Below are 22,691 nucleotides of genomic sequence, written 5' to 3'. Positions count from 1 at the left end.
TCTGGCCGACGCGCGATGCATCAAGGGGACAGAAGTCTATTGCCGCTGGCCTGCAACGCGACGTTCTGTGCGGGTGGGATCGATCGACAGAGACGGGTGGCGCCCCGCGGAGCCCACGCTTGATTCCCTGACGACCAGCTGCGGAATGGCGAAGTACTGCACGGGTGGTTCTTTTCCGTCCGCCGCTGGATCGAGCCTGGCCAGCAGCGTCTCACTCGCGATCGTGCCGAGTTTGTCCGCGCCGGCGGAAAGAGTACTGAGCGGCGGATTGGTATGTTCTGCCGCCACCACATTGTCACAGCCAACGACCGCGAGCGCCTTGCCCGCACGTTTGCCCATTCGGTCCAGCTCATGCAACACGCCAAACGCAACCTGGTCGTTATAGCAAACCACCGCCGTCGGACGAGGCCGCATCTCGAAGATGGAGCGGACTGCCTTGCGACCGCCATCCGGAGTCAGTTCAACATCGATGATCCACTCGTCGGCGACAGTCAGGGCATGACTGGCCATCGCCGTGAGGTAGCCCTGCCTGCGCTGGTTCGCAACCGCATACCCGGTTCGATTGCCGGCGAATGCGATACGTGTGTGGCCCTGAGCAATCAGATGTTCCGTCGCGAGAGCGAATCCAAAGCTGTTGTCGACTCCGACCGTGTCGACATCCGTGCCCATCGGTCGCATGACAAGGACAAGTGGAATTCCCCAGGACTTGATCTCGTCCGGCAGTTGCTCAGGTGTTCCCAGCGCAGGAGACATGATCAGGCCGGCCACATTCTGCTCACGCATCGATTGCAGAACACGGGTTTGGGTCGCGACGTTTTCGGCAGTGTGCGCCATCAGCGTCGTGTATCCGGACTGCGCGAGCACCCGCTCGATGGCGACGAGCAGCTCGACGAAGAAGGGGTTGGTAAGGTCATTAATGACCATGCCGACGATGGTACTTCGGGTCCCGCGCAGGTTTGCTGCGCCGCGGTTGTAGACGTACCCGAGGAGTTGTGCCGCCGCCCGAACCTTGTCGGCCGTCTCCGCCTTGATTTTCGGGCTCTGCTGAAGGACCAGCGAGACCGTCGACTTGGATACGCCCGCAGCCGCTGCAATGTCCTGAATCGTCGGAACTGTTTTCATGTTGCTTTGCACAATTGGAACGTTCCAAAAAGTATTTGACACGGTGAAATGAGTCTACTACAGTTGGTTGGAACGATCCAATAAACGCTAGTTGGATCGTTCCAATGGAGAGAGACAATGACTTCCAAGATTCGCTGGGCGCTGATCGGCGCCAGCACCATAGCCGACGAGTGGATGGTCAACGCGATCCGGTCGCAGCCGGACGGCACGATCGAAGCCGTCGTCAGTGGCAGCGCCGGGCGCGCTCGCGAGTTCGCCGACAAGCATCGGATTTCAAAGTCCGGCACGAACCTCGATGAGATCCTCGCCGATCGCGACATCGACGCGGTCTACATCAGCAGCACCAACGAAAAACACCTGCCTCAGGTACTGGCGGCCGCTGCCGCCGGCAAACACGTACTCTGCGAAAAGCCGCTTGCGCTCTCAGAGGCTGATGCGAGCCAGATGATTGAAGCGTGCGCCGCCCATCAGGTTGTCCTCGGCACGAACCATCACCTGCGGTGTGCAGCGACACACCGCCGTCTGCGTGAACTCATCCGTTCAGGCGCGGTGGGCACGCCGCTTTACGTGCGAGTCTTCCACGCGGTCTCCCTGCCGCCGCACCTGCGCGGCTGGCGAATCGAGCGCCCCGATGCGGGCGGCGGCGTCGTGCTCGACATCTCCGTGCACGACGCTGACACCCTTCGCTTCATTCTGGATGCAGAACCCGTCGAAGTGAGCGCGATGACCTCGTCCGGAAGCATGGGTACACGCGGCCTCGCCGACGGCGTGATGGGAATCATCCGGTTCAGTAACGGCGTGCTTGCTCAGATACACGACGCGTTCACCGTGCCGTACGCACCGACCGGCCTTGAGGTTCACGGTACCGAAGGCTCGCTCATCGCACGTGACGTGATGACCCAGCGCGCCGTTGGAGAAATCGAGCTGCGTTCAGCAGCAGGCTTCGAAATCATCGAGGTCGTCCACCAGGACCTTTATGTCACCGCGGTCGCCCAGTTCCATCGCGCTGTTCTACTCGGTGAGGATCCCGCAGCAACCGGCCGGGACGGATACCGGTCACTGGTTAGCGCGCTTGCGCTTCAAGAGTCGGCTTCGACCGGTGCACACGTCGCCGTCCCGCAGCAGTACGCGCGCTGAGTCAGGATGAGGAGATTTATTGTGGGTTCCAGCAAAGTTATTTCGATGGCGACTGCCGCAGGCCTGATCAACGATGGTGACGTTGTGACCGTCAGTTCGTCTAGTGGCCTTGGCTGCCCCGACGCCATGCTGGCGGCGATCGGGACGCGCTTTGAAACCGAAGGCCATCCTCGAGCACTTTCGCTGCTGCATCCGATCGCAGCTGGCGACATGTATGGCGTCAAAGGCGTTGATCATCTGGCGAAGCGCGGTCTTATCAAGTCGATCATCGCCGGTTCGTTTCCCAGCGGCCCATCGAGTCTACCGATGCCCGACATCTGGCGGATGGTCGTCGACAACGAAATCCGCGCATACAACCTCCCGAGCGGGGTGATGTTTGACATGCATCGGGACGCGGCCGCGAAGCGCCCTGGTGTCCTCACCAAGGTGGGGCTCGACACTTTCGTCGATCCGGACCGGCAGGGCGGCGCAATGAACAGTCTCTCGGAATCCGAGCCGATCGTGGACAAGGTCACGTTCGCGGGCGAGGAGTGGCTCTTCTTTCCGAATATCGTGCCGCGCGTCGCTATCGTGCGTGCCACCACAGCGGATGAGCGGGGCAACCTGTCTTACGAACACGAAGGCGCGCTGCTTGGCGGCCGCGACCAGGCGCTTGCGGTGCGCAATAACGGCGGCATTGTCATCGCCCAGGTCAAGCGAGTCGTGAAGGCTGGGTCGCTCGGTACGCAGCAGGTGCATATTCCGTGCAACCTCGTTGACTACGTGGTCGTGGACCCCGAGCAGAAACAGACGACGCAGATCGAATACGACCCGGAGATCAGCGGCGAAATCAAGGTTCCGGACAGCGAATTTGCATTGGCCGACTGGAACGCAGAAAAGGTGATTGCCCGTCGCGCGGCGATGGAGATCGCCGACGGAGACGCGGTGAATCTTGGCTTCGGCATTTCGGCCAACGTTCCGCGCATTCTCCTTGAAGAAGGACTCAACGGCCGGGTGACGTGGGCCATCGAGCAGGGTGCGGTGGGCGGTATGCCGCTGCTCGGCTTCGCCTTCGGTTGCTCGGCAAACGCCGACGCGATCATGCCGTCGCCTTCGCAGTTCATCTACTTCCAGGGAGGCGGCTTCGACGTTTCGCTGCTGTCGTTCCTGCAGATCGACCGCAACGGCCACGTGAACGTGTCGAAGCTGCCCAGCAAGCCGTACCTGACTGCCGGATGTGGCGGCTTCATCGACATTACGACGCACGCGAAGAAGCTCGTCTTCTCGGGCTTTTTCACAGCCGGCGCGAAGCTGGAGGTCGGTCACGGACGGCTGACGATCCTTCAGGAGGGCAAATCGAAGAAGTTCGTCGGCGAGGTCGACCACGTCACGTTCAGCGGCCGCATGGCGCAGCAGCGTGGTCAGCAAGTGCTGTATGTGACTGAACGCTGTGTGCTGCAGCTCACGAAGGAAGGTCTTGAAGTGATCGAAGTGGCGCCGGGCATCGACCTGAACAAGGACGTGCTTGAGCAGGCGGACTTTCCTCTGATTGTTTCACCGGATCTGAAGACCATGAATGCGGCGATTTTCAGCGAATCGCCGTACGGCCTGCAACTCGGGGAGGCACGTCGTGGCTGATATCGATGGAATCCAGTTCGAGCGCAGCGGCGCAGTCGCTGTTGTCACGTTGAACCGCCCCGAGAAGCTCAATGCCTTGACTCCACCAATGCTGATGCGTCTGGAGGCGGTCGCCGCTGAGCTTGATACGTGGACCGATGTGCGCGCCGTGGTCCTGACGGGTTCGGGAACGAAGGCTTTCTGCGTGGGTGCGGACATCAATGAATGGTCCGCGCTGACGCCACTTGATATGTGGCGTCAGTGGGTACCGCGCGGACACAGGATCTTTGATCGTTGGGCTGCGCTTCGTGTACCGGTCATCGCCGCTATCAATGGACACGCGCTCGGAGGCGGGCTGGAGCTTGCCGCAGTGGCGGACATCCGGATCGCAGACCCTGCCGCGACCTTCGCGCTTCCGGAAGCCGGTATAGCGACATGTCCGGGTTGGTCTGGCACGCAACGGCTTGTCTCGATCATTGGGGCGAGCAAGGTCAAGATACTCGCGCTCACCGGCAGACGTATCGACGCCACGCGCGCTCACGAGATTGGTCTGATCGACGAGCTTGCGTCAGCGGGCGGTGTATTGAACGCCGCGCTGGAGATGGCCGAACAGATCGCCCGTCTCGCGCCCGTGTCGGTGCAACTGACCAAGCAACTGGTGAACGCGGCAAATGGCGAGGGTGCTGCGGCCACCCTTGAGGCAATGGCGGGTGCATTGGCGGCAACCACCGCGGATGCGCGTGAGGGAATGCTGAGCTTTCGCGAAAAGCGGCCGGCGAACTTTGAGGGTAACTGACATGACGACTGCAAACATGAATCCGGAACTGGCGCCCTTGCTTGTGGCGTCTCATAAGACTGACTTCGAGGTGTATCACGGTCGCCTCTACATCGACGGGCAGTGGCGCGAGGCTGGTGGCGGCGAACGTGTCGAGCGGCTCAGTCCGGCTCACGGCGAGCTGGTCAGCACCTATGCCGTGGCGACGCCCGAGGACGTCGACGCGGCGATCGACGCAGCCCATCGTGCATTTCACAACGGCCCCTGGCCAAAGATGAAGGGAGCGGAGCGTGCCCGCGTGCTGCTGGCGGTCGCGGATGGCATCCAGGCCCAGATTGAGCGTCTTGCGCTAATCGAATCGCTGGAGAACGGCAAGCCGCTCACCCAGGCGCGCGCGGAGGTCGCCGGTTGCGTCGATCTGTGGCAGTACGCTGCGAGCCTTGCTCGCACCACCAGCGGTGACGCCTACAACACCTTGGGCGAGGACATGCTTGGACTGGTGTTGCGTCAGCCGATCGGGGTGGTCGGCATCATCACGCCATGGAATTTTCCGCTGTGGATCCTGTGCCAGAAACTGCCATTCGCGATGGCAGCGGGCTGCACATGCGTGATCAAGCCCAGCGAGCTGACGTCCGGCACGACCGTCATGTTGATGGGGATCCTTGAAAAGGCCGGCGTGCCAGCCGGGGTCGCGAATGTCGTGACGGGCAAGGGCTCACGCGTCGGTCAGCCTCTCGCCGAGAGTCCGCGGGTCGACATGCTCTCGTTCACGGGTTCGACCCATGTGGGGTCGATGCTCGCCGGGGTGGCCTCGAAGAAACTCAAGAAAGTCGCCCTGGAACTGGGCGGCAAGAATCCTCAGATCGTTTTTCCGGACTGCGACTGGGATGCCATGGTCGACGCGGTCGTGTTCGGCGTGTACTTCAATGCCGGCGAATGCTGCAACAGCGGTAGCCGGGTTCTGGTGCATGAGTCCATCGTGGAGCGGTTTGCGGCTGCTGTTATCGAGCGCGCCCGCGAAGTGCCTGTCGGCGATCCGCTTCATCCTGATGCGAAGGTCGGCGCGATCGTCAGCGAACAGCAAATGAACGACATCCTTGGTCATATCGAGACCGGTGTCTCGGCAGGTGCGAAGGTGCGTCTTGGCGGCGGGCGTTACGCAAGCGCTAACGGCCTTTATCTGCAGCCGACCGTCCTGACCGATGTCACCGCAGACATGAGTGTCGCAAGAGAGGAAATTTTCGGCCCTGTCTTGAGTGTCATCGCGTTCCGCGATCTGGATCATGCCATCGAAATCGCAAACGACACGGCGTACGGCTTGTCGGCCGCGGTGTGGAGCAGCGATATCGATACTTGCCTGAAGGTCGCACGCGGTGTCGACGCAGGGACGATCTGGGTGAACACCTTCCTCGACGGATATCCGGAACTCCCGTTTGGAGGATTCAAGGCGAGCGGCGTCGGTCGCGAACTCGGCAAGCAGGCGGTCGAGGACTATACGGAGACGAAGACGATTCAACTGCATATCGGAGAACGCAAGAACCTCTGGTTGCCGGCGAAGAAATAGCAGGCAGGAAATAAGCCTCGGGCGGGAGGGGCCGCCGGGAAAAGACTGAAAACCCTCTCCATCAGAGAGAGCAACCCATCTGGAGTGAGACATGTTGAGGAAGACACTTTTTGCACTCGTGGCAGCCATCGCCGTCAGTGGCAGTAGCGCGGTATCGGCGGCCGACACCAAATCCGTCGAAGTGATGCACTGGTGGACCTCGGGCGGCGAAGCCCGTGCGCTGGAGGTATTAAAGGACGGTTTGAAGCAGCGCGGATACGCCTGGAAGGACGCACCGATTGCAGGGGGCGGCGGCGAAGCAGCGCGCACGGTGCTGAAAGCTCGCGTTGCATCCGGCAATCCGCCTGACGCCATCCAGATGCTCGGCTTTACCATTCCTGAATACGCGTCGCAGGATTTTCTGACCAACCTCGATTCGATCGCGGCAAAGGAAGGATGGGACAAGCTCGTGCCCGGTCCGATTCAACGTTTCTCGAAGGTCGATGGCCATTGGGTAGCGGTGCCGGTCGACGTTCACCGGACCAACTGGATCTGGGCGAACAAGAAGATTTTCGATCAGTTGCACCTGACTCCGCCGCAGACGTTCGACCAGCTGGTTGCCGATGCCGCCGTGATTCGCAAGGCTGGCTACACGCCGCTCGCCCACGGCGGGCAGCCGTGGCAGGAAGCGACGATTTTCGATAGCGCCGTCATGTCTGCCGGCGGCCCGAAATTTTATACCCAAGCCCTTGTCAATCTCGATCCTGCCGCGCTCGGCTCAAAGACGATGGAAAAGGCATTCGACCAGATGCGCGCGCTGCGCGGTATGGTCGATCCGAATTTCCCGGGTCGTGACTGGAACCTCGCAACGTCGATGGTCATCAACGACAAGGCCGCGATGCAGATCATGGGCGACTGGGCGAAGGGTGAGTTCGTGAACGCCGGCAAGAAGGCCAATGTCGACTACCTGTGCTTCCAGTATCCCGGCACCCAGGGCGACTTCATCTTCAATACCGACCAGTTTGCGACGTTCAAAAAGAGCGATGCCAGCGTGCCTGGTGAAAATGCGTTCGCGTCGACCGTGATGGACAAGGGCGTCCAGGCGAAATTCAATCAGATCAAGGGAGCGATTCCGGCGCGTCTCGATGTGCCTTCCGATGGGTTCGACGAGTGCGGCCAGAAATCGATGGCTGATCTTCGCTCCGCGTTGAAAAGCGGCACGATGGTGGGCAGCTTCGCGCACGGACACGCAATGCCCGATGGGCCGAAGAACGCGGTCTATGACGTCGTCACGCATTTCTTCAACACCAACGAGTCATCTGCCGATGCGGTGAAACAGCTGGTCGACGCTGTCAACAACGCCAAGTAGGCCGTTCACCGTCTTAAAACTCACGGGGGCGCGCCAGCATGCCCCTGCGAAGACCCGATGCTCCCGAAGTAGAGGTGGTTGCCATGCACACTACACACCGGACCGTCCATACCTCGTCACGAGGTACGACGGACGAATCCCAGCTTCACGACAAACGCCGGTCAAGCCTGAGAAACCGGTTCGAGCAGGTATTGCCAAAGCTCGTGTTGTCGCCCACGTTGATTACGACGCTGATCTTCGTCTACGGTTTTATCGTCTGGACCACGGTCCTGTCGTTCACGCGCTCACGCGCGTTTGCCAATCTGCACTGGGGCGGCCTGATGCAGTACGGACGCGTCTGGACACATCCGCGCTGGCACGTTGCGGTCACCAATCTGGGAATCTATGCATCGCTGTATGTCGTCCTGTGCATGGGGATTGGGCTGGGCCTCGCCATTCTTCTCGACCAGCGCATCAGGGCGGAAGGCGGTCTGCGCGCGATCTTTCTTTATCCGATGGCGATCTCCTTCATCGTAACGGGCACAGCCTGGAAATGGATACTGAATCCCGGTCTCGGGCTGACGAAGCTTTTCCACGACTGGGGTTGGACCAGTTTCAGGTTCGACTGGATCATCGATGATCGAATGGCCATTTACACCGTGGTCATCGCCGCGGTGTGGCAGGCGTCCGGCTTCGTCATGGCGATGTTCCTCGCAGGCCTGCGGGGTATCGATCAGGACATGGTCAAGGCCGCGTCGATCGATGGGGCAAGAATGCCGGCTATCTATCGACGCATCATCATTCCGCAACTGCGTCCGGCTTTCGTTTCCGCGTTCGTGATCCTCGTTCACCTCGCGGTCAAGAGCTATGAACTGGTGGTGGCCTTGACAGGCGCAGGTCCCGGCTATTCGACGGAGTTGCCCTCGACGTTCATGTACTCATTCACCTTCACGCGAAACGAGTTGGGAATGGGAGCGGCGAGTGCGGTCATGATGCTGTGCACGGTCGCCGCGATCATGGTTCCGTATCTCTATTCAGAGCTTCGTCCGCGCAGCGGCAGCGGCTCGCATTAGTCCAGTCAGGAGATCGTCATGTTGAAAAAAGGCTGGGACTCGCCGCAAATGGTGATGGGCAAGCATAACTACGTATCGAGGATTGTGATCTATGGACTGCTGGCGGTTTTTGCCGTCGTCTATCTGATCCCGCTCGCGGTAATGATGCTGACGTCGTTCAAACCTCTTTCGGAGGTGTACAGCGGGAACATTCTCGCGTTGCCTCGTGCATGGACACTGGAGCCGTGGCTTAAAGCCTGGGGGGAAGCCTGCGTTGGCCTCGATTGTTCTGGCGTGAAGGGGTTTTTCTGGAACTCGACACGGATGGTCATTTCCGCCGTTGCGATTTCTACCTTCCTTGGCGCGCTCAACGGGTACGTGCTGACCAAATGGAGATTCAAGGGCGACAACATCCTGTTTGGACTCGTGCTGTTCGGATGCTTCATCCCGTTCCAGATCGTGCTCATTCCGATGGCTACCTTCCTCGGGAAGATCGGACTGGCACAGTCCATTACGGGTCTCGTCTTCGTGCACATCGTCTACGGTCTGTGCTTTACGACTTTGTACTTCCGTAACTTCTATGTCGCGTTTCCCGATGAACTGGTGAAGGCCGCAATGATCGATGGAGCGCGCTTTTTCAGGATCTTCCTGCGCATCCTGTTGCCGTGTTCCGGCGCCATCATCACTGTAACGGTGATCTGGCAGTTCACCAATATCTGGAACGACTTCCTCTTCGGTGCTTCATTTACGACGGGCGGCACGGCGCCGATTACGGTCGCACTGAACAACATCGTGAATACGTCGACGGGCGTGCGTGAGTACAACGTTCAGATGGCAGCCGCCGTGATTACCGCGCTGCCCACTCTTCTGGTCTATGTGATCGGCGGCCGCTATTTCGTGCGCGGCATGATGGCCGGTTCGGTAAAGGGGTAAGGAAATGGCTTCTCTGCATATTTCAAATGTCCGCAAGGCCTACGGCCCGACGGAAATCCTGAAGAACATCAACATCGATGTGACCGATGGCGATTTCCTTGTACTTGTCGGGCCGTCCGGTTGCGGAAAATCGACCCTGCTGTCGCTGATCGCGGGACTCGACACTATCTCCGGCGGGGAGATCCGGATCGACAACGACCGTGTGAACGACCTGCATCCCAGCGAGCGGGATATCGCGATGGTCTTTCAGAGCTACGCGCTGTATCCGAACATGACGGTCGGCCAGAACATCAGCTTCGGTCTCGAGATGCGCAAAGTGTCGAAAGTGGAGAGGGATAAGGCCGTCGCGGACGCTGCAAGACTGCTTCAGATCGAGCACCTGATCAAGCGCCGCCCGGGCCAACTCTCGGGCGGTCAACGGCAGCGTGTCGCCATGGGACGGGCGCTGGTGCGGGACCCGAAAATCTTCCTGTTCGACGAGCCGCTGTCCAATCTTGACGCAAAACTGCGCGTTGACATGCGCACCGAAATCAAGAAGCTGCATCAACGGCTCGGCGCGACCATCGTGTACGTGACTCACGATCAGATCGAAGCAATGACACTCGCGACCCGGATTGCGGTGATGAAGGGGGGCGTGATCCAGCAGTTCGGCACGCCAGCCGAGATCTACAGTACGCCGGCCAATACCTTTGTCGCGACGTTCATGGGCTCCCCGTCGATGAACCTCATTCCGGCAGTGCTCTCAGCCCGGAACGACACACTCGTTCTGACGATGGGCGAAGGCAGTGCAGCGGTTAGCCTTGATCTGCCGGACCAGTCCGCCGCAGTCGCGCGATACGCGGGCAAGAAGGTGATTGCCGGCCTTCGGCCAGAAGCGATCGGTGTGGAATCCTCGCGGGTCCCGGATGCGGTGCGCGAGGTAGCGGTGAAGGTGCTGGTCATGGAGCCCACGGGACCGGACACGCTGGCGGCGCTCGAAATGGGCGGGGTCGAAGTCGCGGCCCGACTGGGCGCCGACATTCCGCATAGCCCGGGCGAGCACTGCAACCTGCGGGTCGATCTGTCGAAGCTGGTCCTCTTCGATGCGCAAACGGAAGAAAGGATAGCGTGATGCATGCCGATGTCGTCATCGTTGGTTCGGGCGTCGGCGGCAGCGCGATTGCCCTGCAACTCGCCGGTACGGGTGCCAGTGTCGTAGTGATCGAGCGGGGCGACAATCTTCCCCGCGAACTGCAGAACTGGGACGCGGAAGCCGTATTCGGCCAGCTCCGGTATCGCACGCGCGATACTTGGCTCAACGGCGCTGGCGAGCGCTATCGCCCTGGCCAGTACTACTTTGTCGGCGGGCATACGAAGTTCTTCGGCACCGCCATGTTCCGGCTGCGTGAAGCCGACTTCGAAGAACTCGCGCATGAGGAAGGCGTGTCGCCCGCGTGGCCCATCAAGTACCAGGACCTCGAAAAATACTACGACCAGGCCGAGGAACTGTTCGGTGTGAGAGGGTCCGCTGGTCAGGATCCGACCGAGCCGCCGAGATCCGTCAATTATCGTCATGGACCGATACCTGACGAACCTGTGATTGGCAGGCTCCGGGAGAAGCTTAGGCAGCAGGGCCTGCATCCGTTCTTTATGCCGGCTTCGGTCGATTTCGGCGACGGCGGCGCGTGCGTGCGCTGCGGCACATGTGACGCTTTTCCTTGCCGCATTGACGCGAAAGGAGACGCCGAGATGTGCCTGTTGCGCCCCGCGCTGAAACGAGGAGGCGTGTCCCTGCTGACGGGCGCGCGCGCGACACGACTTGTGACCGACCCGACAGGGCGAAGAATTTCGAGCCTCGAAGTTCAGACGCGGGACGGTCCGCTTACGGTCACTGGCGACACGTTTGTGCTGTCGGCAGGGGCGATCAATAGCGCCGTTCTGTTACTCGCCTCGGCTAACGACAAATTTCCGAACGGGCTTGCGAACACGTCTGGAGCGGTCGGGCGGTACTACATGAACCATAACTGCACCGCGATTCTGGCAATCGACCCGAAGACGGTCAACGACACCCGTTTTCCGAAGACGCTTTCGGTCAACGACTTCTACTTTGGCGGCGTGCATGACCGGTGGCCACTGGGCAATCTGCAAATGCTGGGGAAAATCCGTGAACCGATGCTTCGTGGCGCGCTTCCGTATGTGCCGAGGAAGCTTCTGGAATACATAAGCCGTCACAGTGTCGACCTTTACGCGATGTCGGAAGACTTGCCGAGCGCCGATAGTCGCGTAGAGCTAACGTCGTCCGGTGACATCCAGCTGACGTGGAATCGCACCAACCTTAAACCGCACCAACGCTTCGTGCAGAAAACGAAGGGTCTGCTCAAGGATGCGGGCTATCCGCTGGTAGTCAGCAGACGCTTTGGCGAGGACACGCCGTCCCATCAATGTGGGACTGTCCGGTTCGGCAATGACGCTGGGTCCGCGCCGCTCGATCCGTTCTGCAAGGCGTATGACCACCAGAACCTGTACGTCGTTGATGCGAGCTTTTTCCCCTCGTCTGCTGCGGTCAATCCGGCACTGACGGTAGCAGCCCAGGCTCTACGGGTCGGCGAACACCTTCGTTCGGAGCTGACGCGCAGCCGCACGGCTAGCGGAGACCACGCTTTTGACGGAGGCCGACATGCCTGATGACGCAATGCAACCTCTCGCAGCGCTCGTCACGGGCGGCCGCCGCGGAATCGGGCGCGCGATCGCTGTGGAGCTCGCGTCGCGCGGCTATGACGTGGCCATTACCGACGTCGTCGATGACGAAGAGACCGCTCTGACGCTAAGGGCGATTGAGGACCAGGGACGGCGGTCCCTCTTTGTCCAGGCGAATTTGCAGGACGTAGCGTCACACACGCGAGTGCTCGAACGCGTGCTGGCATGGTGCGGCGATCTGGATTGCCTGGTGAACAACGCGGGAATCGGCTCGCCCGCGCGTGGTGATCTGCTGGATGTGACTTCTGAGGCGTTCGACACCGTGCTTGGAGTGAATCTGCGCGGAACCTTCTTCATGACTCAGGCGGTTGCTCGCCATATGTTGAGCGCAGAGCCAGATCGCCCGCGCGCGATTATCACGGTCTCGTCGGTATCAGCCACGATGGCGTCACCTGAGAGGGCCGAGTATTGCCTCTCGAAGTCCGCTTTGCCGATGATGACAAAACTGTTCGCACTACGGCTTGCTCATGCAGGCATCCCGGTTTTTGAGGTGCGGCCGGGGATTATCCGGACGCCGATGACCGAAGCGGTTGCGCAGAAGTATGAGGCGCGTTTCAAGGAGGGGCTCGTTCCCATGAACCGTTGGGGCGAGGCTGACGATGTCGCGAAGGCGGTCGGCCAGCTTGCGGGCGGTGCGTTGCGGTTTGCCACAGGCAGCGTGCTCCAGGTTGATGGTGGCCTCTCCATTTCTGCCTTTTGAAGGTGAGCAGCATGAAGACCGACAGCTACGACTACATCATTACGGGCGGAGGGTCAGCCGGTTGCGTACTGGCGAATCGCCTGAGCGCCGATCCTTCCATGACGGTTCTGCTGCTTGAGGCTGGCGGCGGCGACCGGAACCCGCTTTTCCACATGCCCGCTGGTTTCGCGAAGATGACCAAGGGCATCGGTTCATGGGGCTGGCATACCGTGCCTCAAAAGCATCTGAAGGACCGTGTCTTGCGCTTCACCCAAGCGAAGGTCATCGGTGGCGGCTCGTCGATCAACGCGCAGATCTATACGCGCGGCGTGCCAGCGGACTACGACGAGTGGGAGAGCATGGGTGGCGCAACGGGCTGGAGTTACCGCGATGTACTGCCTTATTTCAAACGATCGGAGAACAATCAGCGCTTCGCGAATGAATACCATGCCTATGGTGGCCCGCTAGGCGTGTCAAATCCGATCAGTCCTCTGCCGGTCTGCGAAGCGTTCTTCCAGGCGGGTCAGGAGATGGGCATGCCTTTTAACGCCGACTTCAACGGCGCTCAACAGGAAGGTCTCGGCTACTATCAGCTGACGCAGTTCAACGCGCGGCGCGCATCGGCATCCGTCGGGTTCCTTGAGCCGATCCTCGGGCGGCCGAACCTCACTGTCAGGTTACAGTCACAGGCGCTGCGCGTAATCGTCGAAGGAGGGCGCGCAGTCGGCGTAGAACTGGTCAGTGGAACCGACCGCACGCCAGTTGTTGTGCGCGCGAGGCGGGAAGTGATCGTGTCTTCCGGGGCCATTGGATCCCCCAAGCTGCTGATGCAATCAGGCATCGGCCCGGCTGATCATTTGAGGTCAACGGGTGTACCCGTCGTGCATGACATGCCGGGCATCGGCTCCAATCTGCAGGACCATCTCGACCTGTTTGTCATCGCTGAATGTACTGGCGATCATACGTACGACAAGTACAACAAACTCCAGCATGCAGCGTGGGCAGGCCTGCAGTACCTGCTTCTGAAGAAGGGCCCGGTTGCTTCGAGCCTGTTCGAGACGGGCGGCTTCTGGTATGCGGACGGAATCGCCGCGACACACGCCCGGTCGCCCGACATCCAGTTCCATCTCGGCCTGGGTTCAGGAATCGAAGCGGGCATGGCGAAACTTCGCCATGGCGGCGTCACCTTGAATACCGCATATCTTCGGCCCAAATCGCGCGGCAGCGTACGTCTGGCAAGTGCCGATCCTGCGACAGCGCCGCTGATCGACCCGAACTACTGGTCGGAGCCGGAAGACCGCCATACAGCGCTCAAGGGCCTGCGCCTTGCGCGCGAGTTAATGAATCAGCCCGCGTTGAAGCGTTTTGTGCAGACGGAAGTCCTGCCCGGTCCGCGTGTCAACACGGACGACGAGCTGTTTGATTATGCGTGTGCCAATGCCAAGACCGATCACCATCCGGTCGGTACGTGCAGGATGGGGCGCCCAGAGGACGAACATAGCGTAGTCACACCTGAGCTGCGAGTGATTGGCATTGACGGACTTCGCGTGGTCGATGCCTCCGTGATGCCGCTCATTCCGTCGTGTAACACCAATGCACCGACCATCATGGTCGCGGAGAAGGCAGCCGATCATATCCTCGGTCGCATCCCGGCGCCAAACGCTGTGCGTGCCAAACGAGGTGCGAACGAGATCCCGACATCGACCGCCTTCTGAGAGATAGCCATGAAAATCCTTCTGCCAACCCGTAATGGCGAATTGAATCCGTATACGTTGAAGACCTTGGAGGAGAACATCACGCTGGAGTCGAAATGTGAGTTCAATCGCGTGGCATACGCTGCAGCGCATGTCGTGGTTGATCCCGCGCTCGGCTATGAGCCGTGGTCGGACGCGCCGGCGATCGATTGGGACAGGACGCTCGCGTTTCGAACCTATCTGTACGGCCTCGGTTTCAAGGTTGCCGAAGCCATGGACACCGCGCAAAGAGGCATGGGTCTGGGCTGGAAGACGGCATCCGAACTCATTCGCCGAAGCATCGCGCACGCGAGAACTATCCCGGAAGCGGATCTAGCCTGCGGTGCTGGCACCGATCATCTGGACGACCGGCGGCGGCATAGCCTGTCGGATGTGATCCAGGCGTACAAGGAGCAATTCGAAGTCGTGGAAGCGTCCGGTGGCCGGGCCATCATGATGGCAAGTCGTGCATTGTGCGCCGCGGCCCGATCGCCTGATGACTACAAGAAGGTGTATGAAGCTGTACTTGCCGAGAGTCGCAACAAGGTCGTGCTTCACTGGCTGGGCGAAGCATTCGACGCTTCGCTCGCAGGATACTGGGGCGGTAGTGACGTTCGCGCCGCAATGGCAACTGTACTCGACATCATCCGCCAGCATTCGGGCAAGATCGAAGGCATCAAGATTTCGTTGCTGAACGCCGAATACGAGTGCGAGCTTCGCGCCCAGTTGCCGGACGGCGTGCGGATGTATACCGGTGACGATTTCAACTACGGCGATCTGATCGCAGGTGACAGCACGGGCATATCGCACGCGTTACTGGGCATATTTGATCCGATTGCACCAGTCGCGGCGAAAGCGCTGGGCCAGTTGGCCAGAAACGATATCGCGGCCTACCACGACACGATGCGACCCACGGTGGCGCTGTCGCGTGAGCTCTTCAGTTCGCCGACACAGTACTACAAGGCGGGGGTTGTCTTCCTCGCGTGGCTGAACGGACATCAGGACCATTTCTCGATGGCCGGCGGCATGGAGTCGGCGCGGTCGGTGCTGCATTTCGCCGAAGTGTTCCGGAAAGCGGACGCCTGTGGCGTGTTGATCAGGCCCGAACTCGCCACGCAGCGAATGAAAGCCTTCTTGCAGGTGCGGGCAGGAATCGTCCAATGAACTGGATCGCAATGGCTGCGGACCGGATTACGCGGTGAGAGGGTGAGATGCCGAGTAGAGCCTTGAGTTTGAAAGATGAGACATTCGATCAACAGGCGATGCGATCGATGTTGCCTGCTTTCAACGCGGAAGTCGCGCAAGCTTGGAGAGATCGTTGTGAATATCGCGTCCCGTCGCAGCCTTCCTGTCGCCGTGAGTGCGGTTCATCCGCGCAGTGCGCTCTTCTATTGCGCGCTGGAAGGAAGCTGTGCAGACAACGGCCAATGGATTCGCCGCAAGGAGAAGGGCCCCTACGAAGCCTTTTTGAAACCGTTTCTTAGTCTCTTGATCTTTCGACCTCTCAATCTCTCGAAGGCGCAGCGCATGCACTCACACGCTGCGCCCAAGCGCATCGTCACAAACGCGGCACCGCCGCAATGCCGATCCTGAAGTTGCCACGCGTATCGTCGGCGGCCTGACCGCGCGCTTCGTAACGTTGCTGCACGACGCCGTTCTTGCCGAAGCCGGGGATCATCGAACGCGGCGAGCCGCGGCGCAGCCACAGACGCAGCAGATGACGACGCCGTTGCGGCTCCGGAAAATCCGTGAAGCGCGTGCGCGAATGCAGCGCCGCGTAGTTCGAGAGCCACTGGATATCGCCGGGCCGGAAATCCATCGCGAGCGACATACCCGGCTCGTACGTGATTGCCTCGAACAGTTCGAGTACCTCCTTCTGCTCAGGCGTGAGCCGCGGCACTTCTGGATAGTCCTGCGCGGTCAGGATATACAGCGATCCCGCGTACATGCTGAACACGCCGTCGACGAAGCTCACGATCGGCGAAACATACGTATTGGCAGGCGAATTGTGGTCCTGGCGGCGCCAGTCCCAATGAAACGGCTCGAGCAGCAAAGGCGCGAGGTCGGGCCGGCGCTTGAGGATTTCGTTGTAGATCTCCGCGCCGGACACGATGCACGAGGCGCCGCCTTCGAGCGCGGGGCGCAGGCACATCAAGGCGACCACATCCGAGCTGTCCGAGTGAAACGGCAGCAGGTCGCGGATCTTGGCGGACAGCGCGTCCGGATCATCGAGCATCTTGTCGGAGGTCGCGTAGACATGATCGAGCAGATCGCCGAGTTCGTTCTGGCGGATCGGGTCGCCCATATGCAGACCGAGTATGTAGTAGATCGCCGCCGACATCGCATCGGAATAGAGATGCGTGCGCAGCCCGCGCACGAGGACGAAGCCGCGGCCTTCGTCGATGTCGCTGCACCATTCGTCGATGGCGGCGGCGCATGCGTTTAGCGGATAGTCGGACGCCTTGACGAAACGCAGGTCCGGGTCGTCTTCGACGAAGCGCCGGCCGAGCGCCTCCAGTTCTTCGATCTGGTCCTCCTTCAGATAGTAGATCCAGTCCTGCTTGTCGAGGAGCTTGTCGCCGCGCCAGGCGGCGGCGCCGGAGACAGGGGACAGCGCTACGGAAGTCGTCATGATGGTCTTGGGGGAGTGGTGACTAAAAACGTGATCGTCGATCACGAACGTATCATGGCCAAATTGATGCGTGCATTCTTGTCTGCAGGCGTACGGCCTCTTGCCGCTTCAGTTTTTATACGACGATGCGGCGCTCAGGCGCTCAGGCGCTTGAGCGCGGGCAGATAGCTGTCGGTGGCAAACGGGCCGAGCATCGAGAGAGCCGCAAGCAGCAACGTGAGCGAGCGGATTTGCATATGGACGACATCGCTCAGCCGTCAGACGGGCTGGTTCGTCGCCGCGAGCATGATCTCGCGGATGCAGACGTTTTGCGGCATTTCATAGGCGAAACGGATCGCCTCGGCCACTTCCTCCGGCTGCAGGATGACGCCGCCGATCGACTCCTTCCACATCTTGAAGCCGGCCTTGATCGCGTCGTTGGTGGTGATCGTCTGCAACTCGGTATTGCACGCGCCCGGCGCGATCAGCACCACGCGCACGTTATGTGGCGACACTTCCTCGCGCAGGTTTTCCGACAGCGCATGTACCGCGTGCTTGGTGCCCACGTAGGCGACGTGTTGCGGATAGGTCTTGCGTCCCGACGTGGAACTGACGTTGATGATGGTTCCGCGCCGCCGCTTGACCATGCCCGTGAGCACTGCGTGCACGCCGTTCAGCACGCCCTTGACGTTGACGTCGAGCATGCGGTCCCATTCCTCAGGCGGCTGCCCGGTCATATCGCCGAGCAGCATCACGCCGGCGTTGTTGATGATGGCATCGGCGGGGCCGAACTTCGCCTCGGCGGCCTCGACGGCGGCGGCGAGCGCTGCGCGATCGGTGACGTCGACCTGGCGGCACAGCGTATTGGGCAATTCCAGCGACTCGAGGCGCTCGAGCCGGCGCGCGAGCAGCAGCAGCGGATAGCCGAGCTGCGAGAGCAGATGGGCGGTCGCCTCGCCGATCCCGGAACTCGCGCCTGTGATGATGACGAGACTCTTCGACATGTTCTTTCCTTTGAGCGGTGAGCTTTGAGTAATGGCAACGCCAACTGCGGCCTTGCGAGCTTAGGACGAAGCGCCGGCCGATGCTTGTCTGCGCGCGCGTGAACTCTTGCCGAAAACCCGGCTTTTTGACGGGTGAGACGCGAAGTTTTTTGACGGGGTATTAGTCAATTCGCCGCGCGCATTTGGTCAAGATTTGCCGAAATTGCCTGGATAGCGTTGAACGTATCGAATTTCGCTGCCTGTAAGGCACGCGGCAGCGGTTCGTTTTGAACAACTCCGTTCCCCTCTATCCAGGATCACGCTAATGAAAAAGTATTTGACGGGCACTGTCATGCTGGTTGCGATGAGCGGCGCGCATGCGCAGAGTTCGGTCACGCTATACGGTCTCATCGATGCCGGCTTCACCTACATCAGCAATCAAGGCGGCGGCCGTCTTTATAAGTTCCAGGACGGCGCCAACTTCGGCAACCGCTTCGGCTTCAAGGGCAGCGAAGATCTCGGCGGCGGTCTGAAGGCCATCTTCACGCTGGAAAACGGCTTCTCGCTCGGCACCGGCCAGTTGCGCAACAACGGCGCGCTGTTCGGCCGGCAGGCCTTCGTCGGCATTGCGAGCCCTTACGGCACGGTGACGATGGGCAACCAGTATGACTTCATCGCCGACTACATCACCCCGTTCAACCTGAACGGCTATGCGAGCGTCTACGCGGGGCACATGGGCGACATCGACCGTATTTCCGGGGTGCAATTGCCGAACTCGGTGAAGTACCAAAGCCCGACCTACCGCGGCTTTAGCTTCGGCGGCATGTGGAGCTTCGGCAACGTGGCGGGCAACTTCAAGCAGAACAGCGCGTGGAGCGTAGGCGCGGGCTACAAGGACGGCGGCCTCAGTGCGGCGGCGATCTACGAGCGCCTTTACGACGTCGACATCTATCCGTATGCGCAGTTCGGCGTGTTCAATTTCCTCGGCCAGACGGTCGCGACGCGCAACTCCGACGGCAGCGTGACCGATCTCTTCTACTCGTCGCCGTTTATCGTCGACAGGCAGTCGGAGTTCGGCGTCGGCGCGAGCTACACGCTCAACAGGCTCACGCTGTCGGCCAACTTCACGTCGACCCATCTGCAAAGCACCACCGGCAGCGCGACGATGAACGTCTACGAAGCCGGCGCGATGTATTTCGTGCGGCCCGATATCGCGCTGATCGGCGGCTATCAATACACGACCTGGGATCACACGCACTGGCATCAACCCACGCTGGGCGCGCAGTATTACCTGAGCAAGCGCACGAACTTCTACGTGAACGTGTCGTACCTGCACGCGCAGCCGGGCGTCGACGCGAACCAGGGGGCGGGCTTCTATTCGCTGCCGCCGAATTCAAACACGCAATTGACTTCCCGCATCGCCCTGATTCATCAGTTCTGACGCCGTCCGGCCCGCGCGCGAAAGGCAGGAATGCGTGCGCGCGCCGACAAGACAGCGTGGTTTTGTCCTCTTAACCTGATGCCATGCCGTGACAGTTTCACGGCCTTAGCGGCAACGAGGCGCTTCGCGCAAGGAACGGATTTCTCCATGACTACACGCAGAAACTTCATCCAGATGCTGGGCGGTACGTTGGCGGGACTCGCCACGCAGGCCGCCGGCACCCTCGGCGGCCTCGGCGCACTGACGGCGAGCAGCGCCGCTCTCGCCGCGAACGCGCCACTCACCATCGCCTTTCCGACCGACGTGCCGTCATGGGACCCGCTCGTGCGCGTCGCGCCGAATCCCATCTCGATCTACCGCAGTGTCTACGACGCGGCGCTTGACATCGACGCGAAGGGCAAGCTCGGCCCGGGGGTCGTCACCGCGTGGCGCTGGAAGGACACGGCGGGCAAGGTGCTGGAGCTCGACTTTCGCCGCGACGTGCTGTTCCACAACGGCGACAAACTGACCTCCGACGACTTCAAGTTCACGCTGTTCGATCGCCTGCAGGCCGACAAGTCGCTGCAACTCGGCGGCATCTGGTGGGCGCTCGAAGCCATCGAAACGCCGACGCCCACGCGCGCGGTGATGCACTTCAAGGTGCCGATGGTCACCGCGCCGGCGTTCCTCGGCTACATGGGCAGCTACATCCTGCCGCGCAAGTACTTCGAGCAGGTCGGCGCGACCGGCTTCATCGCGAAGCCGGTGGGCTCGGGGCCGTACCGGCTCGTCGCGTATGAGCGCGATTCGCGCGTGACGCTCGCCGCATTCGACAAGCACTGGCGCGGCGCGCCGAAGATCCGCGATGTCGTGTTCCAGGTGGTGAAGGACCCAACCGCGCGCGTTGCGGCCGTGCAGGCGGCGCAAGCGGATGTCTCCGGGATGCTGCCGTTGCGTGAGGCGGTGCGTCTGTCGCAAGGTGGCACGGACGATAGCAAGATTACGCCTACCATCGATTCGTATCTGATCCATATGATCAACGGCGGCCCGACGCAGGACCGCAATGTCCGCCTCGCGATGCATCACGCGATCGACAAAGAGGCGTTGGTGCACGCGTTCTTCAACAACGTGCCCGCGCCGATGTCGACCCCCGCCGCGCCCGGCACGCCTGCGTTCGATCAGGACTACAAGTTCGCCTTCGACCCCGCGCTGGCGAAAGCGCTGCTGGCGAAGAGCGGCTATTCGACGGACAAGCCCGTGCGCGTGAAATTTCTCGCGACCAACGGCGTGTATCCGAGCGATTACGACATGGCCCGCGCGATCCAGCAGATGTGGAAGAAGGTGGGCATCGAAGCGGAGTTGAGTCCGATCGAAACCGCGCAGTTCTTCTCCCAGGCCGTCGCGGGCACGCTGCCCGGCCCGACCTTGTGGATGTGGCAGAACGGCAGCGGCGACCCGGAACTGTCGGCGGGCTCGTATCTGAATCCGAAGACGGGCTTCTCGGTGTGGCGCAGCGCCGACGTGTCGCCGCATCTCGACCCGCTGCTCGTCGAACTGGATGAAGCGAAGCGCATCGCGGGCTACAAGGAATTCCACCGTTGGGCGGTCGGCGAAGGTTACGCGCTGCCGCTGATGCAGGGTATCGCCACGGCGTCGTATCGCAAGGGCGTGCGGTACACGCCGTTCCTGAGCGGCTGGATGCTGCCCGCTTACTGGAGCGCGTGAGCGCGCGCCGTGGATCCGTCAGAGAGATCAAGAGAATTGGCAATGGTCAACAAACCCTTCAATCCGAAGTTCGACGCCGCTTTCTTTGCCGCGCTGGAGCGCTCCGCCATGCATGTCAGCCAGGCGGAAACGCTGCCGCCTTCGTGCTATACGGACCCCGACTTCTTCGAGTTCGAGAAGGAAGCGCTCTTCAATCACGAATGGCTGTGCGTCGGACGCGAAGACTGGATCAGCAATCCGGGCGACTACTTCACGACCTCGATCGTCGGCGAGCCGCTCGTCATCACGCGTAATGCGAAGCGGGAGATCAAGGCGATGTCGTCGGTGTGCCAGCATCGCGCGATGGTCGTCGCCGAAGGTTTCGGTAATGCGCGCGCGCTGCTGTGCCCGTATCACCACTGGGCCTACTCGCTCGACGGCGAACTGATCGCCGCGCCCGCGATGGACGAGACCGAAGGCTTCGACAAAAAGGACTTCTGCCTGCCGACGATGCAGGTGGAGTGCTGGCAAGGCTTCATCTTCATCAACTTCGATCACGCCGCGCCGCCGCTCGCGCCGCGCCTCACCGCGCTCGACGCCGTGCTCGGCAACTTCGATCTGAAAAGCGCCGAAGGCCCGCGCCCCGAGCGGCCGTTTCACTTTAAGTGGAACTGGAAGGTGATGTTCGAAAACAACAACGACGGCTATCACGCGAACCGTCTGCATCACGGGCCGTTGCACGACTTCGTGCCGAGCGCGCTCGCGACTTTCCCGCCAGAACTGCCGCAGGACACGGCGGGTTACTACCGCTTCAACGGCACACTGCACGTCGACGCGGCGTTCAACCCGACGCAAAAGGCGTTGTTTCCGCGCTTTCCCAAGCTCACGGACGAAGAGCGCAAGCGCATGCTGTTCGCTAATCTCCCGCCGACGCTTTCGCTCGTCGTGACCGTCGATAGTGTGATCTACATGATCCTGCGCGCCGATTCCGCGGGCACGCACTATCTCGATCAGGGCGTGCTGTACGCGCCCGGCACGATGAAGGATCCGCTCTTTGCCAAGCGTGTCGAGATGAGCACGAGCGCAGTGTCGGACATCATTGCGCAAGATCTGCATGTCGACGAGATGGTGCAGGTGGGCCTGCAGTCGCGCTATGCCGTGCGCGGGCGCTACTCATGGCAGGAGCGAGCGCAGCAGGAACTCAACGCGTGGCTCGTGCCGCGTTATCGGGCCACGTTCCAGCGCATGAGCGAGACTGCCGCCAGCGCGCAGGGCCGGCTCGCCGCGATCGACGTGGTCGTCGCGGACTGACGACGAGA

Annotated in this window: 18 protein-coding genes; 15 read left to right on the top strand and 3 right to left on the bottom strand. The window is 61.0% G+C overall.

Going from position 1 to position 22,691, the window contains the following annotated elements; genetic code table 11:
* Positions 1-36 precede the first annotated feature (36 nt).
* A complete protein-coding gene (locus tag HDG39_RS16445; protein ID WP_184006958.1) occupies positions 37-1,122 on the bottom strand; it encodes a LacI family DNA-binding transcriptional regulator in 1,086 nt (361 codons plus the stop codon).
* A gap of 117 nt (positions 1,123-1,239) precedes the next feature.
* On the opposite strand from HDG39_RS16445, the gene HDG39_RS16440 reads away from it, so the two are divergent.
* The 12 genes from HDG39_RS16440 to HDG39_RS16385 all read left to right on the top strand — a co-directional run bounded on the left by HDG39_RS16440 (position 1,240) and on the right by HDG39_RS16385 (position 15,818).
* On the top strand, positions 1,240-2,259 hold the full coding sequence (locus HDG39_RS16440; protein WP_184006957.1) for a Gfo/Idh/MocA family protein: 1,020 nt from the start codon (positions 1,240-1,242) through the stop codon (positions 2,257-2,259).
* Between the two features lie 45 nt (positions 2,260-2,304).
* On the top strand, positions 2,305-3,876 hold the full coding sequence (locus HDG39_RS16435; protein WP_184006956.1) for an acyl CoA:acetate/3-ketoacid CoA transferase: 1,572 nt from the start codon (positions 2,305-2,307) through the stop codon (positions 3,874-3,876).
* Positions 3,869-4,651 carry an enoyl-CoA hydratase/isomerase family protein gene (locus HDG39_RS16430; RefSeq protein ID WP_184006955.1) on the top strand — a complete coding sequence of 261 codons (783 nt, stop codon included), beginning with the start codon at positions 3,869-3,871 and terminating at the stop codon, positions 4,649-4,651. The genes HDG39_RS16435 and HDG39_RS16430 overlap by 8 nt, the downstream gene beginning before the upstream one ends.
* 16 nt (positions 4,652-4,667) lie before the next feature.
* On the top strand, positions 4,668-6,194 hold the full coding sequence (locus HDG39_RS16425; RefSeq protein WP_184006954.1) for an aldehyde dehydrogenase family protein: 1,527 nt from the start codon (positions 4,668-4,670) through the stop codon (positions 6,192-6,194).
* Between the two features lie 91 nt (positions 6,195-6,285).
* Entirely contained in the window at positions 6,286-7,542 is a 1,257-nt protein-coding gene (locus HDG39_RS16420) for an ABC transporter substrate-binding protein (protein ID WP_184006953.1), read from the top strand.
* Between the two features lie 38 nt (positions 7,543-7,580).
* Complete coding sequence (locus HDG39_RS16415; protein ID WP_260327954.1) at positions 7,581-8,594, top strand: ABC transporter permease subunit; 1,014 nt, start codon at positions 7,581-7,583, stop codon at positions 8,592-8,594.
* A gap of 54 nt (positions 8,595-8,648) precedes the next feature.
* A complete protein-coding gene (locus tag HDG39_RS16410; RefSeq protein WP_409259172.1) occupies positions 8,649-9,506 on the top strand; it encodes a carbohydrate ABC transporter permease in 858 nt (285 codons plus the stop codon).
* Between the two features lie 4 nt (positions 9,507-9,510).
* Entirely contained in the window at positions 9,511-10,617 is a 1,107-nt protein-coding gene (locus HDG39_RS16405) for an ABC transporter ATP-binding protein (RefSeq protein ID WP_018424419.1), read from the top strand.
* Entirely contained in the window at positions 10,617-12,170 is a 1,554-nt protein-coding gene (locus HDG39_RS16400; protein ID WP_184006951.1) for an FAD-dependent oxidoreductase, read from the top strand. The genes HDG39_RS16405 and HDG39_RS16400 overlap by 1 nt, the downstream gene beginning before the upstream one ends.
* Positions 12,163-12,942 carry a 3-ketoacyl-ACP reductase gene (locus tag HDG39_RS16395; protein WP_184006950.1) on the top strand — a complete coding sequence of 260 codons (780 nt, stop codon included), beginning with the start codon at positions 12,163-12,165 and terminating at the stop codon, positions 12,940-12,942. Before HDG39_RS16400 ends, HDG39_RS16395 begins: the two co-directional genes overlap by 8 nt.
* 11 nt (positions 12,943-12,953) lie before the next feature.
* Positions 12,954-14,636 carry a GMC family oxidoreductase gene (locus tag HDG39_RS16390; RefSeq protein WP_184006949.1) on the top strand — a complete coding sequence of 561 codons (1,683 nt, stop codon included), beginning with the start codon at positions 12,954-12,956 and terminating at the stop codon, positions 14,634-14,636.
* A gap of 9 nt (positions 14,637-14,645) precedes the next feature.
* Positions 14,646-15,818, top strand: coding sequence for a dihydrodipicolinate synthase family protein (locus HDG39_RS16385; protein ID WP_184006948.1), 1,173 nt, complete (start codon positions 14,646-14,648; stop codon positions 15,816-15,818).
* A gap of 394 nt (positions 15,819-16,212) precedes the next feature.
* Here HDG39_RS16385 and HDG39_RS16380 read toward each other — a convergent pair whose 3' ends face one another.
* Together HDG39_RS16380 and HDG39_RS16375 are read right to left on the bottom strand one after the other, a co-directional pair.
* Positions 16,213-17,286, bottom strand: coding sequence for a TauD/TfdA family dioxygenase (locus HDG39_RS16380; RefSeq protein ID WP_184006947.1), 1,074 nt, complete (start codon positions 17,284-17,286; stop codon positions 16,213-16,215).
* A 257-nt stretch (positions 17,287-17,543) separates the two neighbouring features.
* Positions 17,544-18,269, bottom strand: coding sequence for an SDR family oxidoreductase (locus HDG39_RS16375; protein WP_184006946.1), 726 nt, complete (start codon positions 18,267-18,269; stop codon positions 17,544-17,546).
* A 304-nt stretch (positions 18,270-18,573) separates the two neighbouring features.
* On the opposite strand from HDG39_RS16375, the gene HDG39_RS16370 reads away from it, so the two are divergent.
* The 3 genes from HDG39_RS16370 (at position 18,574) to HDG39_RS16360 (ending at position 22,683) form a co-directional block, all read left to right on the top strand.
* On the top strand, positions 18,574-19,689 hold the full coding sequence (locus HDG39_RS16370; RefSeq protein ID WP_184006945.1) for a porin: 1,116 nt from the start codon (positions 18,574-18,576) through the stop codon (positions 19,687-19,689).
* Positions 19,690-19,836: 147 nt separating this feature from the next.
* Positions 19,837-21,393, top strand: coding sequence for an ABC transporter substrate-binding protein (locus tag HDG39_RS16365; protein WP_184006944.1), 1,557 nt, complete (start codon positions 19,837-19,839; stop codon positions 21,391-21,393).
* Positions 21,394-21,435: 42 nt separating this feature from the next.
* Positions 21,436-22,683: an aromatic ring-hydroxylating oxygenase subunit alpha gene (locus HDG39_RS16360; protein WP_018424429.1), complete on the top strand. Its 1,248-nt coding sequence runs from the start codon at positions 21,436-21,438 to the stop codon at positions 22,681-22,683.
* Positions 22,684-22,691 lie beyond the last annotated feature (8 nt).

The organism is Paraburkholderia lebeckiae (assembly GCF_014201005.1).
Classification (GTDB): Bacteria; Pseudomonadota; Gammaproteobacteria; order Burkholderiales; family Burkholderiaceae; genus Paraburkholderia; species Paraburkholderia tuberum.
Note: the sequence above shows the minus strand (reverse complement) of the source record. Positions and strands in the feature narration are given on the sequence as shown.

Bases quoted from the DNA above. Each gene is read 5' to 3' on its own strand.
- HDG39_RS16420 (WP_184006953.1), top strand. From the start codon at position 6,286: ATGTTGAGGAAGACACTTTTTGCACTCGTGGCAGCCATCGCCGTCAGT.
- HDG39_RS16400 (WP_184006951.1), top strand. From the start codon at position 10,617: ATGCATGCCGATGTCGTCATCGTTGGTTCGGGCGTCGGCGGCAGCGCG.
- HDG39_RS16395 (WP_184006950.1), top strand. From the start codon at position 12,163: ATGCCTGATGACGCAATGCAACCTCTCGCAGCGCTCGTCACGGGCGGC.
- HDG39_RS16425 (WP_184006954.1), top strand. From the start codon at position 4,668: ATGAATCCGGAACTGGCGCCCTTGCTTGTGGCGTCTCATAAGACTGAC.
- HDG39_RS16410 (WP_409259172.1), top strand. From the start codon at position 8,649: ATGGGCAAGCATAACTACGTATCGAGGATTGTGATCTATGGACTGCTG.
- HDG39_RS16380 (WP_184006947.1), bottom strand. From the start codon at position 17,286: ATGACGACTTCCGTAGCGCTGTCCCCTGTCTCCGGCGCCGCCGCCTGG.
- HDG39_RS16445 (WP_184006958.1), bottom strand. From the start codon at position 1,122: ATGAAAACAGTTCCGACGATTCAGGACATTGCAGCGGCTGCGGGCGTA.
- HDG39_RS16390 (WP_184006949.1), top strand. From the start codon at position 12,954: ATGAAGACCGACAGCTACGACTACATCATTACGGGCGGAGGGTCAGCC.
- HDG39_RS16365 (WP_184006944.1), top strand. From the start codon at position 19,837: ATGACTACACGCAGAAACTTCATCCAGATGCTGGGCGGTACGTTGGCG.
- HDG39_RS16435 (WP_184006956.1), top strand. From the start codon at position 2,305: ATGGCGACTGCCGCAGGCCTGATCAACGATGGTGACGTTGTGACCGTC.
- HDG39_RS16385 (WP_184006948.1), top strand. From the start codon at position 14,646: ATGAAAATCCTTCTGCCAACCCGTAATGGCGAATTGAATCCGTATACG.
- HDG39_RS16370 (WP_184006945.1), top strand. From the start codon at position 18,574: ATGAAAAAGTATTTGACGGGCACTGTCATGCTGGTTGCGATGAGCGGC.
- HDG39_RS16440 (WP_184006957.1), top strand. From the start codon at position 1,240: ATGACTTCCAAGATTCGCTGGGCGCTGATCGGCGCCAGCACCATAGCC.
- HDG39_RS16360 (WP_018424429.1), top strand. From the start codon at position 21,436: ATGGTCAACAAACCCTTCAATCCGAAGTTCGACGCCGCTTTCTTTGCC.
- HDG39_RS16415 (WP_260327954.1), top strand. From the start codon at position 7,581: ATGCCCCTGCGAAGACCCGATGCTCCCGAAGTAGAGGTGGTTGCCATG.
- HDG39_RS16405 (WP_018424419.1), top strand. From the start codon at position 9,511: ATGGCTTCTCTGCATATTTCAAATGTCCGCAAGGCCTACGGCCCGACG.
- HDG39_RS16375 (WP_184006946.1), bottom strand. From the start codon at position 18,269: ATGTCGAAGAGTCTCGTCATCATCACAGGCGCGAGTTCCGGGATCGGC.